Genomic DNA, 15,795 nt, shown 5'->3' on the forward strand with positions numbered 1-15,795 from the left:
TATGCGGGTATTGCTTCCCTTTCTGGCGCTCTATCGCCGCCATTGGTTTCTTATCAGTTTAGGTATGGTTCTAGCGATTGTTACGTTACTCGCCAGCATAGGCTTACTGACGCTGTCTGGTTGGTTCCTTGCCGGCACCGCGCTGGCAGGTTTTGCCGGACTTAATACATTCAACTATATGCTACCGGCTGCGGGTGTCCGTGGTGCCGCTATTCTGCGTACTGCCGGACGTTATACTGAACGGCTGGTCAGCCATGATACAACTTTTCGTGTACTGGCACATTTGCGGGTATTTGCTTTTCAGAAAATCTTGCCACTTTCACCGGGAGGAATCGCCCGTTTTCGCCAGGGTGAACTACTCAACAGGCTAGTTGCTGATGTTGAAACGTTGGACCATCTCTATTTACGAGTCATTTCACCGATATTCGCAGCCATTGTCGTTATCATCGTCCTCACTTTCGGCCTCGGTTTTCTGGATCTCACATTGGCCTATGCCCTTGGCAGTATTATGCTGACTCTGCTGATCTTGCTGCCATTGGTATTTTATCACGCAGGTAAACCCATCGGCCGTGATCTGACCATTCTGCGTAGTCAATACCGCACTCAACTCACGGCGACATTGCAGGGACAAGCCGAATTGATGGTATTCGGTGCTCTTGGCCGCTTCCGAAAGTCGATGGCGGATGTTGAATCACGTTGGCTAAAGCGTCAGCAACAGCAAGCTAATCTGACCGGTTTGTCACAAGCCATCATGATTTTTGCCACCGGTATGACCGTCACATTCATCCTGTGGATAGCCGCTAATGGTGTGGGAGGGAACAGTCAGCCAGGTGCCTTGATTGCACTGTTTGTCTTCTGCTCGCTTGCCGCTTTTGAAACCCTGGGCCCGGTCGCTGTTGCATTCCAACACCTGGGACAAGTCATTACCTCTGCAACCCACGTTTCCCAATTGATGCAACAAGAACCGGAAGTGATTTTTCCTGCTTCTGGGCCGGAAAGTTCAGAGCAAATCAGTATTAACATTGAAAATCTCTGTTTCACTTACCCCGAACAACCATTACCTGTCCTGAAAAATATTTCTCTCTGCTTGAAAGCGGGAGAACATATCGCTCTGTTAGGAAAAACAGGTTGTGGTAAATCTACGTTGCTACAGTTACTCACTCGTGCCTGGAACGCGGATTCAGGTACTATCTGTCTGAACCAACATCCTATTACTGTTTATGACGAACCGACCCTGCGCAGTATGATATCGGTTGTTCCACAACGTGTTCATGTATTTAGCCATACGTTGCGTGAAAATTTATTACTGGCAAAGCCAAATGCTGCCGATAATGAGCTGGAAACTGTGCTGAAACAAGTAGGTTTAAGCAATCTGCTGGAAACGGATGAGGGACTGAACTGCTGGATGGGCGAAGGTGGCCGTCAGTTATCAGGCGGTGAACAGCGCCGCCTGGGCATTGCCAGAACGTTACTGCATTCAGCGCCTCTCATGTTACTGGATGAACCAACGGAAGGGCTTGATGCGGATACTGAACAGCAAATTCTGTCCCTACTGCGCCAGCATTGCCAGCATAAGACATTGATTATTGTTACCCACCGTCTGTACAGTCTTGACCATATGGACCGTATTTATGTCATGGATGGAGGCGCTATTATTGAACAAGGGCAGCATAATGAGTTACTGGCTCGACAAGGCTTCTATTATCAGTTTTATCAGCGGCAATATCAGATTCGCCTGAATCGGAGCGGTAATACACCATGCCAATAATTCAACTGAATGATGATTCATATGACTTCCCTCACCCAGCAGAGGCATTAATGGAACCGAACGGCCTGCTGGCAGTGGGCGGAGATTTATCCTCTGAACGGTTGAGCGCAGCTTATCATCAAGGGATCTTCCCCTGGTTTTTACCCAGTGAAATACCGCTTTGGTGGTCACCTGATCCACGTGCGATAATCATGCCGGGTGAATTGCATACTGGCCGGACATTACGCCGGTTTCTGCGCAATCATCCATACCGCATTACGGTGAATCATGCTTTTGAACAAGTAATTCATTACTGCGCTCAACGGCAGGAAGGAACCTGGATAGGCAGGGATATCCAACAAGGTTATCAAGAGTTACACCAGACAGGAAAGGCGCATTCGGTAGAAGTCTGGTATGGTGAACATATTGTCGGTGGCCTGTATGGCGTCAACGTTGGCACTTTATTTTGCGGTGAATCTATGTTCAGCCGAATGGAGAATGCATCCAAATGCGCTTTCGTTGCTTTCTATCACCATTTTCTGCGATACGGTGGTGAACTGCTTGATTGCCAAGTGCTAAATCATCACACTGCCTCACTGGGAGCAAAGGAAATCTCCAGGGAAGAATTTATTCAGTATCTTTATCAATTCAGAAACCGGTCATTAAAACCTGGCTGCTGGTTGCAACAAGTACTGGAATTATAATCAATATTTTACCAACCAATGTTGATTATGGCGGGAATGCAGCCATGAGTTATTTGCAAATATAGTGGTTTAAAAGACAACATTCCTTTACATAATGCGGGTTTTTCGGCATTATCTGGCCGGTTAAAAACGATGGTTATTAAACTTAGAGGATTAGATGGCCAAAGAAGACAATATTGAAATGCAAGGTACCGTGCTGGACACGCTGCCAAATACTATGTTCCGCGTTGAATTAGAAAACGGGCACGTAGTCACTGCTCACATCTCCGGTAAAATGCGTAAAAATTACATCCGCATCCTGACAGGCGACAAGGTTACAGTTGAGCTGACCCCATATGACCTGAGCAAAGGCCGTATCGTCTTCCGTAGCCGCTGATTCATTACCGTTTCAGGTATTACACCACAGGTAATAGCAACTTTGTATTCACCTGTGGTGTGACCCTATATCAGTGCACTACGTTTTCCGGTTTCTGCTTATAAGCATTGCTGAAATCGTAGGTCAGTACCCGTTTTGCCTTATCCAGATCAATACGAACCGAGCCACCGTGAACTAATGAACCAAACAATAGTTCATTGGCTAGCGGTTTTTTCAGGTTATCTTGAATGACCCGCGCCATTGGACGAGCGCCCATTGCTTTATCGTAGCCTTTATTACACAGCCATTGGCGAGCATCCGCACTGACTTCCAGTGAAACGCCTTTTTCATCCAATTGTGCTTGCAGTGCGACAATGAACTTATCGACTACCTGTTGGATAACCTCAACAGAAAGCGCATTAAACCAGATAATGCCATCAAGACGGTTACGGAATTCCGGTGTAAATACCTTCTTGATCTCTCCCATCGCGTCAGAGCTGTTATCCTGCTGCTTAAATCCGATGGATGTGCGCTGAGTTTCACGTACGCCAGCATTCGTTGTCATAACGACAATAACGTTACGGAAATCCGCCTTACGGCCGTTGTTATCGGTCAGAGTACCGTTATCCATCACTTGCAATAACAAGTTAAATACATCTGGATGGGCTTTTTCAATCTCATCAAGCAGCAACACTGAATGAGGATGCTTAATCACCGCATCTGTGAGTAATCCCCCCTGATCAAAACCAACATATCCTGGTGGCGCACCAATCAAGCGGCTGACGGTGTGGCGTTCCATATATTCCGACATATCAAAGCGCAATAATTTGATATTCAGTGCCCTGGCAAGCTGCACGGTGACTTCCGTTTTGCCCACCCCTGTCGGGCCAGCAAGCAGGAAAGAACCCACCGGTTTATTATCCTGCCCTAATCCCGCACGACTCATCTTGATTGCTTCGGTTAATGCTGCAATCGCTGTATCCTGACCAAACACCAGCATCTTCAACCGCTCATCCAGCGTCTTCAATACATCCTTATCACTGGCCGAAACTGTTTTTTCAGGAATACGGGCAATACGTGCAACGATAAATTCAATATCCGACACATTGATCGTTTTCTTACGCCGGCTGATCGGCACCAGACGAGTACGCGCCCCCGCCTCATCAATGACATCAATGGCTTTATCGGGTAAGTGACGATCAGTAATATATTTCACTGATAAATCAACCGCAGCGCGGATAGCTTTCGTGGTATAGCGTACATCATGGTGCGCCTCGTATTTTGGCCGCAACCCCTTAATAATCTGTACCGTCTCTTCCGGTGAAGGTTCAACAATATCAATCTTCTGAAAACGACGCGCCAGCGCCCGGTCTTTTTCAAAAATATTACTGAATTCATGATATGTCGTAGAACCAATCACCCTGATACGTCCACTGGATAACAGAGGTTTGATCAGATTAGCCGCATCGACTTGCCCCCCTGACGCCGCACCTGCACCGATAATGGTATGGATTTCATCTATGAATAGAATACTTTTTCTATCTTGCTCAAGGTTTTTTAACAAGGCTTTGAAGCGCTTCTCAAAATCACCGCGATATTTGGTTCCTGCCAGCAATGAACCAATATCCAGTGAATAAATCGTACAATTGGCCATCACTTCCGGTACATCTTTTTGTACAATCCGCCATGCCAATCCTTCTGCAATAGCGGTTTTCCCCACCCCCGATTCCCCCACCAATAATGGGTTATTTTTCCGGCGACGGCACAGTACCTGAATCGTTCTTTCCAGCTCATCATGGCGGCCAATCAATGGATCAATCTGCCCTCTTAGGGCAAGTTGATTAAGATTAGTGGTAAAATTCTCCAACCGATCTTCACCAGCAGGCTGTTCTTCCGCAGATTGAGCGCCTATTCCCTGATGATCCGATTCAATGTCTTCTTTCTGCGTTCCATGAGAAATGAAATTAACCACATCCAAACGACTGACATCATGTTTACGCAGCAAATAAGCAGCCTGAGACTCCTGTTCGCTGAAAATAGCCACCAGCACATTAGCACCGGAAACCTCTGAACGCCCAGAGGACTGAACATGAAATACCGCGCGCTGAAGAACACGCTGAAAGCTCAAGGTTGGCTGAGTCTCCCGCTCATCATTCTCAGGCAGCAACGGTGTTGTTTGTGAAATAAAATTCTCCAGCTCCTTACGCAATTGAGCCAGATCGACCTTGCACGCTTCCAATGCTTCACGCGCTGATGAATTGCTTAACAATGCCAGCAATAGGTGCTCCACGGTCATAAACTCGTGTCTGTTATCCCGCGCTTTAGCAAAGGCAATATTAAGACTAAGTTCAAGCTCTTGATTGAGCATAGGCACCTCCCCCTAAAATCAGTATACTTGGTCAGATTTTTTCCAGCGTACAAAGTAATGGATGCCCCTGCTCCCTGGCATACATATTTATCTGAGCCGCTTTAGTTTCTGCCACCTCTGCGGTATAAACCCCACAAATAGCTTTACCCTGATAATGGACATCCAACATTAATTGCGTTGCCCGTTCAACATCATAAGAAAAGAACTTTCGTAATACGTCAACTACAAACTCCATCGGAGTGTAATCATCATTGTTAAGAATGACCTGATACATTGATGGCGGTTGCAATTTTTGCTGTTGCTCATCCTTAACTAACTCTTTATTTTTCAAACTATTATGATATTCACTCATTGTTTTTCCAACAGGATTAATCGCTAATACCAGCTACTGCCAGCAAATAAATTATGTTTCCACTTATCTTATCATTTATCTGGGCAACTCCGTTTACCACAGTCTATTCCGCTATAAAAACCCGGCATAAAAGTGAATGAACAAAACTCATATCGTTATCTATATCAAACTTTGGTCATTCAAAACAACCAGACATTTGTTCTGTACTTGACGAGAATTTGATTTTTATTACAGTATGTTTTGTGAACAAACATAGATAATGTAACTGGTTACATGTGATTGTTTACGAACGTTATATTAATGACTCATCTCAACCGAAATGATTAAACGAGGGATGTAAAAGTATGGAGACAGGTACTGTTAAGTGGTTCAATAATGCCAAGGGCTTTGGGTTTATTTGCCCGGCAAGCGGCGGAGAAGATATATTCGCTCATTACTCAACCATTCAGATGGACGGTTACCGGACACTGAAAGCAGGCCAGAAGGTGTATTTCAGCATTCACCAAGGCCCAAAGGGAAATCATGCCAGCATTATTGTTCCCCTTGAAAACGAATCCAAAGGCCAGATAACCTGACCTATGGGTAATATGACCAGGTGTTACTTTTACACCCCACAGGCAATTTTGCCTGTGGGGTGACATAACGTCCACTTATTCTCTCGCCAGAGCGTCTATCGGATCAAGGCGGGCAGCATTACGGGCCGGCAAAAACCCAAATATCACACCAATTGCGGTAGAACAGGCGAAAGCACTCAGTAAAGCGACTGGCTGGAAAACAAAACTCCAGCCTGGCAGTGCCAGTTGCGCAATAAATGCAATCGTATAAGACAGTGCTATTCCCAAAATACCGCCAACTAAACAAACCAAAATAGCTTCTATCAGAAATTGCTGCATAACATCACTGGTTCTGGCCCCTACGGCCATACGGATGCCAATCTCTCTTGTGCGTTCAGTGACCGAAACCAACATAATATTCATGACCCCGATACCACCAACGATCAATGAGATTACTGCCACCATTGTTAAAAACAGCTGCAAAGTACGGGTCGTTTTTTCCACCGTTTTTATCAGCATATCCGTGTTATAGGTGAAAATATCCTTTTTCCCATGGCGTAAAGTCAGCAATCGAACGATCTTCTGTTCTGCCTCCTTAGAGTTGTGACCATCCTTGATCCTGACAACAACTGAATCCAGATAATTCCGGTTTAACAGGCGACTGGTCATGGTGCTATAAGGTAACCAGACATGTAATGAACTATCACTGCCTAATGCCGATTTTCTTTCAGCTATCACCCCGACAATAGTGGCAGGCATATTACCCATCAGAATGACTTCACCAATCACATTTTTTTGGTGAGGAAATAATTTACGCTGGGTATTTCTATCAATAACCACAACTTGCCCCTGACGGCGTACCATATCCGATGTAAAACTCATTCCCTGAGCAAAGCGCAAAGCATAAACCTGAAAATATTCATCACCAATGCCGGAGACTCTCGCAGCAACATCAATGTTTCCTTTACGAAGGCGCGTCCCTCCCTCAATATTCGGTGAAACCGCCAGAATATAAGATTGTGCTCTGATAGCGTCTACATCCGCGATTTTCAGCGCTTGCTTACTGACCGGATCGTCGCTACCAAAATCTTCTCCCGGATAAACACTAATGGTATTCGTTGCAATCTCTTTAATATCGGATAACACCAATGCCTTGGCGGCATCTCCAATAACCAAAATAGTCACTACAGACGCGATACCAATAATAATCCCTAACATCGTCAACAAAGTCCGCATCTTGTTGACGACCATCGCCCGCCATGCCATCAACAAAGCTTCATTAAATCGGCCAAAAATCTGACGTATTGATGATATTTTTGATGTTATCGGTGGGGCTTCCGTCACGGTTTTACTCAGTTTCGAGCCTGAGTCACTCATAATGCGGCCATCTTTGATCTCAATAATCCGCTGTGCCTGAGCCGCGATTTTCGGATCATGCGTGACAATAATAACGGTATGCCCCTGTTCACACAGCTGTTTGAGGATAGCCATCACCTCTTCACCAGAATGGCTATCCAACGCCCCCGTTGGCTCATCAGCCAAAATAACCTGACCACCATTCATCAACGCCCTGGCGATACTGACCCTCTGCTGCTGTCCACCAGAAAGCTGCCCTGGCCGATAGTTGACTCTCTCGTCAAGCCCCAAACGGTCAAGCAACTCTACTGCTCTCTGTCTGCGTACAGTTTTAGCCGCCCCGGCGTAAATCGCAGGAATTTCTACATTCTGTTCAGCGGTCAAATGGGTCAGCAAATGATAACGCTGAAAAATAAACCCAAAATGCTCCCGTCTCAACGCCGCCAGTTCATCATTATTCAGTTCAGCAACATTCTGTCCCGCGACCCGGTATTCACCACGACTGGGTTTATCAAGACAACCAAGGATATTCATCAGTGTCGATTTACCAGACCCAGAAGCGCCGATAATCGCAACCATCTCTCCGGAGTGAATAGACAAGGTAACATCATCAAGTACTTTTATCTGTTGCTCGCCAGCAGGATAGCTGCGCTCTATGCCTCTCAGCTCAAGTAACGCATTCATTACTCATCCCCTGCTTCACCACGACCGGTAATCACCTGCTCATGTTCTTTCAGGCCGGACAAAATCTGTACATTCACATCATTGCGTACACCGATAGCCACTTCCTGTTTCTCTTCTTTACCCCCTTTTAGGATATCCACCTCATAGCGGGTTGGAGTAATCTGTTTACCCAGGGCAAAAAGCGGGATCATTAACACGCCAGGATGGGAATCGAGCTGGATTTTTACTTGAGCCGTCATTTGTAAACGCAAAAGTTGCTTAGGGTTAGGCACCTCAAAGCGGGCATAAAAGAAAATTGCATCATTAATCTTTTCTGGCGTCGGCAAGATATCTTTCAACACACCAGTGAAATTCTTGTCAGGTGCGCCTAATACGGTAAAAGAAGCTTTCTGACCGGGTTTCAGGTCAATAACATCCGCCTCTGAAACTTCCGCTTTTACCAGCATCGTGCCAAGATCAGCCAATGTCAGAATAGTCGGGGCTTCCTGTGCCGCGATAACCGTTTGCCCTTGAAGTGTTTTGATATTGACAACAATGCCATCCATCGGCGCAGTAATACGGGTGTATTGCAAATTAGCCCTGGCAGTATCAAGGCTAGCCTGATTTTTACTGATTTGCGCCAGCAAAGTTTCTACCCTCGCTCTTTTCACTTCAACATCCGTTTTAACCTGATCTAATTCCTGGCGAGAGACTGCCTGCACTTCTGCCAGATTATTCTGACGTTGTAATGTCAGCTGTGCCAGCTTCAATTGTGCCCTGGCCTCCATCAGATTAGCGCTCAATTCTTTAATCGTCGCTTCAACTTCTTTTACTTGGTTTTGAGCAGGTTTAGGATCGATCAATGCCAATAACTGGCCCTTTGTCACCTTATCACCCACTTCAACATACAAGTTCTGCAACTGACCACTAACCTGCGCCCCTACATCTACTTTTCTGACAGCATCCAACTTCCCTGTAGCCAGGACATTTTTCTCCAAATCGCCTTTAATGACGGGTATAGTCTGATATTTAATCGTTTCTGGTCCACGCAGAAAATAGGCCAGAGCCAACGCAATAACTGCCACAATAGTTAACAACACAATCCATCGACGCTTCGAACTAATAAAATTCATTTAAATATCATCACCTTAAATATGGGAGCAACGGAGTGGGCAAAAAGCAATGTTTCTTGCAATGCCACAAAAACCGGAAGTTTCCACTCATCCTAAATAGATACAACCCTCTTTGAGTCTTATATCTACTGAAAGTTCTTAATAACACACCCACCTTAAGAATAAAAAATTCTTTGAGCAACAACATACTTCACCTTATCCTGGCTATTCTCTTAATGTAAAAAAATTGTTATCTTTAATTTCCGTAGTCTTTCAGTCTAATTTTTAGACTAAACTTGGATAAAAAGACGTTAATCGTTTTAAAGGATATTAATTATGTATTCTGGGCTGCTGATCATTCTTTTGCCGTTAGCACTAGGCTATCTTACCCATTTGAATAACAAAGCACTGCTAAACGCTGTTCATCATCTTCTTAATGCAATGGTCTATGTCATTCTGTTTTTAATGGGAATCAGCCTTGCTTTATTGGAAAATTTAAGCAGCAATCTATTTTATATTTTTCAGTATGCTTCTGTATTTTTCTTGTGTATTTTTGCCTCCAATATGCTGGCATTATTCCTGTTTGAAAAACATAATCCCTGGATTGTTAGCCCGCATAAACAGGAAAAGCCTCCTTCCCGTTTACATATGATTTTTGAATCACTGAAATTATGTGGTGTTCTGATTTTAGGTTTTCTACTTGGGTTAACCGACTGGTCATGGCTGCATTTCGCCAATCGTGCCAGTGAAATTGCGCTGGTTATTTTACTGTTGCTGGTAGGTATTCAATTACGTAACAGCGGCATGAACCTCAAACAGATATTGCTAAACCGCCGTGGTACGGTTATTGCGATTATCGTCGCTGTCAGTGCACTTGCTGGCGGTGCAATTGCTGCACTTATCCTTGGACTGCCGATCAAAACAGGTTTAGCATTTGCTTCCGGTTATGGCTGGTATTCCCTTTCCGGCATCTTGCTTTCTGACGCTTACGGGCCGATCATCGGCAGTGCCGCATTCTTTAATGATCTGGTGCGTGAACTTGCAGCAATTATGCTTATTCCGGTTCTGGTCAATCGGTATCGTTCAAGCGCAATAGGGTTAAGCGGTGCGACTTCTATGGATTTCACTCTGCCGATATTACAACGATGTGGTGGAGTCAGTATTATTCCAGCCGCTATTGTTCACGGTTTTTTGTTGAGCTTACTGGCCCCTTTACTGATCGCATTCTTTACTTAATTAGTATTTCAGCCACAATGATATTCGATGTCATCAATAACAATCTGAGGACTTACTTACTGAGAAATAAGCAATAATTATTCATTTCCGCCGTATAAAAACAGAATAAGCAAGCTTTTGTTAATGAATTATACAAAGCACAGTAGAACAGGTTAATCAGACATATTATTGAAATATCGATTAATAATATTCTATGCATAAAATATTGCATAATTATGCTAATGGGTTTAGCATCGGGATAAATCACTGACTATTCAGAATTAAAGCATGAGTATTCAATTAAAAAGCATTGATTGCTATTACGGTGCCCATCAGGCACTGTTTGATATTAATCTTAAGTGTTGTTCAGGGGAAACGATGGTTTTGCTAGGGCCAAGTGGCGCAGGTAAAAGCACGTTGTTGCGGGTACTAAACCTGCTGGAAATACCGCGATCCGGCCAGTTGGCGGTTGCTAATCATCAATTCGATTTTGAACAAACGCCAGGAATAAAGGAGATTCGTTCTCTACGTCAGAATGTCGGTATGGTTTTTCAGCAATATAACTTGTGGCCACACCTCACTGTCATGGATAACCTGATCGAGGCACCTTGTCGTGTGCTCGGTTTATCCAAACAGCAGGCTAAGGAAAAAGCAGATAAGCTACTTTCCCGTTTGCGCCTGGAGGATTTTGCCGGTCGCTTTCCACAACATTTATCCGGTGGACAACAGCAGCGGGTCGCTATTGCACGGGCATTGATGATGGAACCACAGGTTTTATTATTTGATGAACCAACGGCGGCACTGGACCCGGAAATCACCGCACAAGTAGTGAATATTATCCATGAATTGTCTGCAACAGGTATTACACAGATTATCGTGACCCATGAAGTGGAAATCGCCCGTAAAGCCGCTAGCCGTGTCGTCTATATGGAAAACGGCCGCATTATAGAACAAGGTGATATCAGCCATTTTACTCAACCACAAACCAAAGCCTTTGCTAATTATCTGTCACACTAACTACTACAGGATATAGCGATGAAAAAATTACTCCTTGCCGCCCTCTTGGGTACCGTTACGTTATCTGCAACCGCCACGGAAAAACAGACCCTTCGTTTTGCCACGGAAGCCACTTATCCGCCGTTTGAATTTATTGATGCAAATAATAAAATTCAGGGTTTTGATATCGATCTGGCCAATGCTATCTGTGAGCAAATTAATGTAACATGTACTTTCACTAACCAATCATTTGACAGCCTGATCCCAAGTCTGAAATTCCGTCGCTTCGACGCTTTAGTGGCAGGTATAGATATCACCCCTGAACGTCAGAAACAGGTTGATTTTACTGATACTTATTACGATAACTCAGCGATATTTATCACAGTTAAAAGCAAAATCTCCAGCATCGCAGACCTGAAAAGCAAACAAGTGGGTATCCAGAATGGTACAACTCACCAGAAGTACCTGATGGAACAACGAAAAGAGATTAAAACCGTTCCCTATGACAGCTATCAGAATGCCATTCTGGATCTGAAAAATGGCCGTCTGGACGCCGTCTTCGGTGACACTGCCGTTGTCAACGAATGGCTGAAAAAAAATGAAAACTTAAGTACCGTGGGTAACAAAGTCACTGACAAGAATTACTTTGGTATCGGTTTAGGGATTGCGGTGCGTAAAGGCAACAAAGAGCTACAGGATAAACTGAACAAAGCACTGGCTGATATCAAACGAGATGGCACTTATGACATCATCTATAAAAAATGGTTTGAATAATAACTGAACATCAATGAATGAATTTCAATCTCTAGCAAGCGCCGCCGGCATCACCGTCGGCCTTGCCGTTTCTGCATTAGTGCTTGGTCTTATTTTAGCAATGCTATTTGCTGCCTGGGAATCAGCGCGCTGGAAACCCGTTGCCCTGCTTGGCACCTGCTGGGTCACCCTGTTCCGGGGATTGCCGGAAATTTTAGTCGTACTTTTCGTCTACTTTGGCGCATCACAACTGCTGATGACACTGGCGGATGGCTTTGAGGTTTATCTTATCTTCTGGCATCCCAGAATTCAGATAGATATTCAGGATTTTTATGTCAGCCCATTCCTTTGTGGTGTCATTGCACTTTCCCTGCTCTACTCTGCCTATGCATCCCAGACACTTCGTGGCGCGATAAAAGCCATTCCTGCCGGCCAATGGGAAGCCGGTCAAGCATTAGGTCTCGGCCGCACTGAAATATTTTTCCGCCTGATAATGCCTCAAATGTGGCGACATGCTCTGCCAGGGCTCGGTAACCAATGGCTGGTTTTACTCAAAGACACCGCATTGGTATCGCTTATCAGTGTTAATGATTTAATGCTGCAAACCAAAAGTATTGCGATACGGACTCAGGAACCCTTTACCTGGTATATGATTGTGGCGCTTATCTATCTGGCTATCACCCTGATCAGTCAGTTTATTCTGAAGAAAATTGAGATGCATACCACCCGCTTTGATCGGAGTGCTTCCTGATGCTCGAATATATTCAACAAATTCTGTCAGGGCTGCAAACCAGTCTGAGCCTGACCGCTGCGGCTCTTTTTACCGCTTTCATGATGTCCGTGCTGTTCACTATGGTTCTGACCATCAAATTGCCAGTACTGACACAGCTGGTAAAAACCTACATTACGCTGTTCACCGGTACCCCTTTGCTGGTGCAGTTCTTTCTGGTTTATTACGGGCCTGGGCAGTTTCCATCTTTAAAAGAGTTTCCGTGGCTTTGGCATTTACTGTCTCAACCCTGGCTGTGTGCAATGGTAACACTGGCGCTTAACAGCGCGGCATATTCTACCCTGCTATTCTATGGCGCAGTAAAGGCCATTCCCGTGGGCCAGTGGCAATCCTGCCAGGCGTTGGGAATGTCCAAAGCACAATCCATGCGGATCCTGCTGCCATATGCCTTCAAACGGGCATTATCTTCCTATTCCAACGAAGTTATATTGATTTTCAAGAGTACTTCTCTTGCAAGTACGATAACTTTGCTGGAGGTGATGGGATACAGTCAGCTTCTGTTTGGCCGTCATTATGATGTGATGGCTTTTGTTGCCGCAGGTATAATTTACCTGTGTGTTAACGGTATCCTGACTTTGCTGATGCGGATGATTGAACGACGTGCGCTGGCTTTTGAGCACCGTAATTAAACAGGATGGGCGTTCCCGCCGGAACCCCATCCCAGTCACGCCTATCATTCAGTTTTGATTTAACACCAATAACGTCAAAACTTCGTAATGCTCAGTATGAGGGAACATATCGAACAACTGTGTTTTTTCCACACGGTACTTGACCAACACAGTGATATCCTTCGCCATCGTCGGAGCATTGCAGCTTGAATAAAGAATATAATCGGGCGCCATTCTACCGAGATAATCACACAACTCTTTACCCATTCCGCGACGAGGTGGATTAACCAGAACCAATTGAGGAATGTGATCCTTTGCTACAGCAAAGTGCGTTGAATCCAAAGCCTTGAACTCAATGTTTTCCAAACCCAATGTTTTGGCCGAATCAACGGCACAATCAATCGCTTCAGGGCTGATTTCAATGCCAGTTAAACGGGTATTTTTATCCGCACAATGAAGGCCAAAACCACCAACGCCACAGAACAGATCCCACATACTGCTGATTTTCAGTTCACGAACCCAGCGCCCTGCTGTCGCATACAACTCAGAAGCAATTTCCGGGTTAGTCTGGAAAAAACTGCGTGGACGAATATAAAGAGGAACGCCATTAAATTCTTCTTTTAGTGCTTTTTGTTCAGTAAACAGGATCTCCTTTTCGCCTTCCAGGATCGCCATATGGATTGGCTGAATATTGGCAGAGATAACCGTAAGCTGTGGCAATTGCTCCCGCAACCGGGGTAAAGCACGCTCCAGTTGAGCAATTTTCGTTTCAGAGCGCAGGACAAAACGCAGCATCATTTCACCGTTATGACGACTTTCTGTCAGTAACAGGTATTTCAGCTCACCCCGTTTACGGGCAACGTTATATGGCGTCAAGCCAGCGCAAGCAATGAAAGATTTAACGACATCAAATACACGCTGAAAATGCGCCGGATAGAGAGGACAATTACACAGATCAACGGCAACCCCATCGCGATGCAACATGCCCAGCAATGGACGCTCTACACTGCCACTGACGACCATTTTAGCTTTATTACGAAAGGCGTTTTGTTGACTGGCAATCGGAAGCAACCATTGATTCACGATGGTTTGGCATAATAACTGTTTTAAATTCTGCTGCTTATCTTCTAACTGCTGAAAATAGGGTTTCTCGAGCCACTGACAGGAGTGACAATGCCCCGCGGAATATTGCGTACATTGCATTGTTGAACGACCGTGTTGGAAATATTAGTGCAAAGTAAAAGTCGGTGCTTTAACGGAAGCCTGTGACTCTTCTTCCTCTTCAATATCACCCTCGATTTCGATATCACGGTTAATATATAACAAGTTATTACTGTGAATTTCAAAAATCACACTCCCAATCTGTTCTTCGCCCTGCTGCAAAAAATGAGAAAATTGGGTAAAAGTCAGCCCGGCTGAAACAAGGAAAGATTGACATACCACTAACTTCGGTAAGTTTTCATCCTGAATATCAAGAAAAGCCTTAATCATCAGCGAACTGGAGTTAATCTGGCTTAAATTAGCCATCAGAGGAATAATGGCTGTTGGCTTCACCTCAGCCAAAGCAGAGAACAAAATTACATTGTCCAACAGATCAATTTTAGCATCGAATAAACCATCAATATTCTGCATATGAGGTAGATGCAATGCCTGGCACGAATCGCACTCAAAGTAGGAAATTTTGAGCTGATCCAACCACTCACGCAATACTGATAAGTCAGGAATGACAAGTGAACCCATCTAACAACCCCATACAACGGAAAATGAAAAAGCGCTATAGCTTACGAAATAATTCTTTATCGCGCTATCACCAATAGCTGATAAATTATTTTTCTTTACCGTTATCGCTCGCTTTTGCCTTATTTTTACTCTCTTTTTTATCATCGATTCCCAGAAAAGAGAGGCCGTATACTGCACGCCAGACAATGTTGACCGCAGCAGGAACCAAACAACCAATACCAGCGAAAATCATAACAATATGCGCTTCTGACGTCATTAGCCGATCCGTTAAGATGACAATATCATTAATAGTCAAATATGCCAGTATCAGCCACCCGATGCCAATAATTTCCAGCAAGATAACCTGCTTTGGCATATCTGCCAATGAACTCATACTGTCTTTATGACTCTGCATTTGCAGCCTCACTGATAACATGGTTTGCATTATACTACCGCAAGCCCGCTGCCAAAATCGATATGATTAATTAAAACAAAAGGCAATT

The 15,795-nt window shown here is 44.6% G+C and carries 16 protein-coding genes; 9 read left to right on the forward strand and 7 right to left on the reverse strand.

Annotated features, from left to right (window positions below):
• Position 1: 1 nt before the first annotated feature.
• The 3 genes from cydC to infA all read left to right on the forward strand — a co-directional run bounded on the left by cydC (position 2) and on the right by infA (position 2,827).
• Positions 2-1,768 carry a cysteine/glutathione ABC transporter ATP-binding protein/permease CydC gene (cydC, locus tag ACGF7G_RS03135; protein WP_387463473.1) on the forward strand — a complete coding sequence of 589 codons (1,767 nt, stop codon included), beginning with the start codon at positions 2-4 and terminating at the stop codon, positions 1,766-1,768.
• Positions 1,759-2,451 (forward strand): leucyl/phenylalanyl-tRNA--protein transferase, encoded by a 693-nt coding sequence (gene aat, locus ACGF7G_RS03140; protein ID WP_133814523.1) that lies wholly within the window; start codon positions 1,759-1,761, stop codon positions 2,449-2,451. Before cydC ends, aat begins: the two co-directional genes overlap by 10 nt.
• Before the next feature lie 157 nt (positions 2,452-2,608).
• Positions 2,609-2,827 carry a translation initiation factor IF-1 gene (infA, locus tag ACGF7G_RS03145; RefSeq protein WP_002211347.1) on the forward strand — a complete coding sequence of 73 codons (219 nt, stop codon included), beginning with the start codon at positions 2,609-2,611 and terminating at the stop codon, positions 2,825-2,827.
• A gap of 70 nt (positions 2,828-2,897) precedes the next feature.
• Here infA and clpA read toward each other — a convergent pair whose 3' ends face one another.
• Positions 2,898-5,174 carry an ATP-dependent Clp protease ATP-binding subunit ClpA gene (gene clpA, locus ACGF7G_RS03150; protein ID WP_387463474.1) on the reverse strand — a complete coding sequence of 759 codons (2,277 nt, stop codon included), beginning with the start codon at positions 5,172-5,174 and terminating at the stop codon, positions 2,898-2,900.
• Positions 5,175-5,205: 31 nt separating this feature from the next.
• Positions 5,206-5,526: an ATP-dependent Clp protease adapter ClpS gene (clpS, locus tag ACGF7G_RS03155; RefSeq protein WP_387463475.1), complete on the reverse strand. Its 321-nt coding sequence runs from the start codon at positions 5,524-5,526 to the stop codon at positions 5,206-5,208.
• A 344-nt stretch (positions 5,527-5,870) separates the two neighbouring features.
• Between clpS and cspD the strand changes: the two genes are divergently transcribed.
• Complete coding sequence (cspD, locus tag ACGF7G_RS03160; protein WP_133814520.1) at positions 5,871-6,101, forward strand: cold shock-like protein CspD; 231 nt, start codon at positions 5,871-5,873, stop codon at positions 6,099-6,101.
• A 75-nt stretch (positions 6,102-6,176) separates the two neighbouring features.
• Here the strand turns inward: cspD and macB are convergent, their stop codons facing one another.
• The gene (gene macB, locus ACGF7G_RS03165) at positions 6,177-8,120 is read right to left on the reverse strand and encodes a macrolide ABC transporter ATP-binding protein/permease MacB (protein ID WP_387463476.1); all 1,944 of its coding nucleotides are present in this window, start codon (positions 8,118-8,120) and stop codon (positions 6,177-6,179) included.
• On the reverse strand, positions 8,120-9,232 hold the full coding sequence (macA, locus tag ACGF7G_RS03170) for a macrolide transporter subunit MacA (protein ID WP_387463477.1): 1,113 nt from the start codon (positions 9,230-9,232) through the stop codon (positions 8,120-8,122). The genes macB and macA overlap by 1 nt, the downstream gene beginning before the upstream one ends.
• A gap of 315 nt (positions 9,233-9,547) precedes the next feature.
• On the opposite strand from macA, the gene ACGF7G_RS03175 reads away from it, so the two are divergent.
• The 5 genes from ACGF7G_RS03175 to artM all read left to right on the forward strand — a co-directional run bounded on the left by ACGF7G_RS03175 (position 9,548) and on the right by artM (position 13,594).
• A complete protein-coding gene (locus tag ACGF7G_RS03175) occupies positions 9,548-10,447 on the forward strand; it encodes a lysine exporter LysO family protein (RefSeq protein ID WP_387463479.1) in 900 nt (299 codons plus the stop codon).
• Between the two features lie 267 nt (positions 10,448-10,714).
• Positions 10,715-11,443 carry an arginine ABC transporter ATP-binding protein ArtP gene (artP, locus tag ACGF7G_RS03180; RefSeq protein ID WP_387463481.1) on the forward strand — a complete coding sequence of 243 codons (729 nt, stop codon included), beginning with the start codon at positions 10,715-10,717 and terminating at the stop codon, positions 11,441-11,443.
• An 18-nt stretch (positions 11,444-11,461) separates the two neighbouring features.
• On the forward strand, positions 11,462-12,196 hold the full coding sequence (gene artJ / locus ACGF7G_RS03185; protein WP_387463482.1) for an arginine ABC transporter substrate-binding protein: 735 nt from the start codon (positions 11,462-11,464) through the stop codon (positions 12,194-12,196).
• A 13-nt stretch (positions 12,197-12,209) separates the two neighbouring features.
• The gene (gene artQ, locus ACGF7G_RS03190; RefSeq protein WP_387463484.1) at positions 12,210-12,926 is read left to right on the forward strand and encodes an arginine ABC transporter permease ArtQ; all 717 of its coding nucleotides are present in this window, start codon (positions 12,210-12,212) and stop codon (positions 12,924-12,926) included.
• On the forward strand, positions 12,926-13,594 hold the full coding sequence (gene artM / locus ACGF7G_RS03195) for an arginine ABC transporter permease ArtM (RefSeq protein ID WP_387463486.1): 669 nt from the start codon (positions 12,926-12,928) through the stop codon (positions 13,592-13,594). The genes artQ and artM overlap by 1 nt, the downstream gene beginning before the upstream one ends.
• 48 nt (positions 13,595-13,642) lie before the next feature.
• Here the strand turns inward: artM and rlmC are convergent, their stop codons facing one another.
• The 3 genes from rlmC to ACGF7G_RS03210 all read right to left on the reverse strand — a co-directional run bounded on the left by rlmC (position 13,643) and on the right by ACGF7G_RS03210 (position 15,737).
• Complete coding sequence (rlmC, locus tag ACGF7G_RS03200) at positions 13,643-14,776, reverse strand: 23S rRNA (uracil(747)-C(5))-methyltransferase RlmC (RefSeq protein WP_387463487.1); 1,134 nt, start codon at positions 14,774-14,776, stop codon at positions 13,643-13,645.
• 24 nt (positions 14,777-14,800) lie between these two features.
• Entirely contained in the window at positions 14,801-15,313 is a 513-nt protein-coding gene (locus tag ACGF7G_RS03205) for a YbjN domain-containing protein (RefSeq protein ID WP_387463489.1), read from the reverse strand.
• A gap of 85 nt (positions 15,314-15,398) precedes the next feature.
• A complete protein-coding gene (locus ACGF7G_RS03210; RefSeq protein WP_387463490.1) occupies positions 15,399-15,737 on the reverse strand; it encodes a YbjC family protein in 339 nt (112 codons plus the stop codon).
• Positions 15,738-15,795: the final 58 nt, after the last annotated feature.

It is taken from the genome of Photorhabdus sp. RM323S (assembly GCF_042879375.1).
In the GTDB taxonomy this organism is placed as follows: Bacteria; Pseudomonadota; Gammaproteobacteria; order Enterobacterales; family Enterobacteriaceae; genus Photorhabdus; species Photorhabdus tasmaniensis.

Coding starts and splice junctions, on each gene's coding strand:
- cydC (WP_387463473.1), top strand. CDS start 2: ATGCGGGTATTGCTTCCCTTTCTGGCGCTCTATCGCCGCCATTGGTTT.
- aat (WP_133814523.1), top strand. CDS start 1,759: ATGCCAATAATTCAACTGAATGATGATTCATATGACTTCCCTCACCCA.
- infA (WP_002211347.1), top strand. CDS start 2,609: ATGGCCAAAGAAGACAATATTGAAATGCAAGGTACCGTGCTGGACACG.
- clpA (WP_387463474.1), bottom strand. CDS start 5,174: ATGCTCAATCAAGAGCTTGAACTTAGTCTTAATATTGCCTTTGCTAAA.
- clpS (WP_387463475.1), bottom strand. CDS start 5,526: ATGAGTGAATATCATAATAGTTTGAAAAATAAAGAGTTAGTTAAGGAT.
- cspD (WP_133814520.1), top strand. CDS start 5,871: ATGGAGACAGGTACTGTTAAGTGGTTCAATAATGCCAAGGGCTTTGGG.
- macB (WP_387463476.1), bottom strand. CDS start 8,120: ATGAATGCGTTACTTGAGCTGAGAGGCATAGAGCGCAGCTATCCTGCT.
- macA (WP_387463477.1), bottom strand. CDS start 9,232: ATGAATTTTATTAGTTCGAAGCGTCGATGGATTGTGTTGTTAACTATT.
- ACGF7G_RS03175 (WP_387463479.1), top strand. CDS start 9,548: ATGTATTCTGGGCTGCTGATCATTCTTTTGCCGTTAGCACTAGGCTAT.
- artP (WP_387463481.1), top strand. CDS start 10,715: ATGAGTATTCAATTAAAAAGCATTGATTGCTATTACGGTGCCCATCAG.
- artJ (WP_387463482.1), top strand. CDS start 11,462: ATGAAAAAATTACTCCTTGCCGCCCTCTTGGGTACCGTTACGTTATCT.
- artQ (WP_387463484.1), top strand. CDS start 12,210: ATGAATGAATTTCAATCTCTAGCAAGCGCCGCCGGCATCACCGTCGGC.
- artM (WP_387463486.1), top strand. CDS start 12,926: ATGCTCGAATATATTCAACAAATTCTGTCAGGGCTGCAAACCAGTCTG.
- rlmC (WP_387463487.1), bottom strand. CDS start 14,776: ATGCAATGTACGCAATATTCCGCGGGGCATTGTCACTCCTGTCAGTGG.
- ACGF7G_RS03205 (WP_387463489.1), bottom strand. CDS start 15,313: ATGGGTTCACTTGTCATTCCTGACTTATCAGTATTGCGTGAGTGGTTG.
- ACGF7G_RS03210 (WP_387463490.1), bottom strand. CDS start 15,737: ATGCAAACCATGTTATCAGTGAGGCTGCAAATGCAGAGTCATAAAGAC.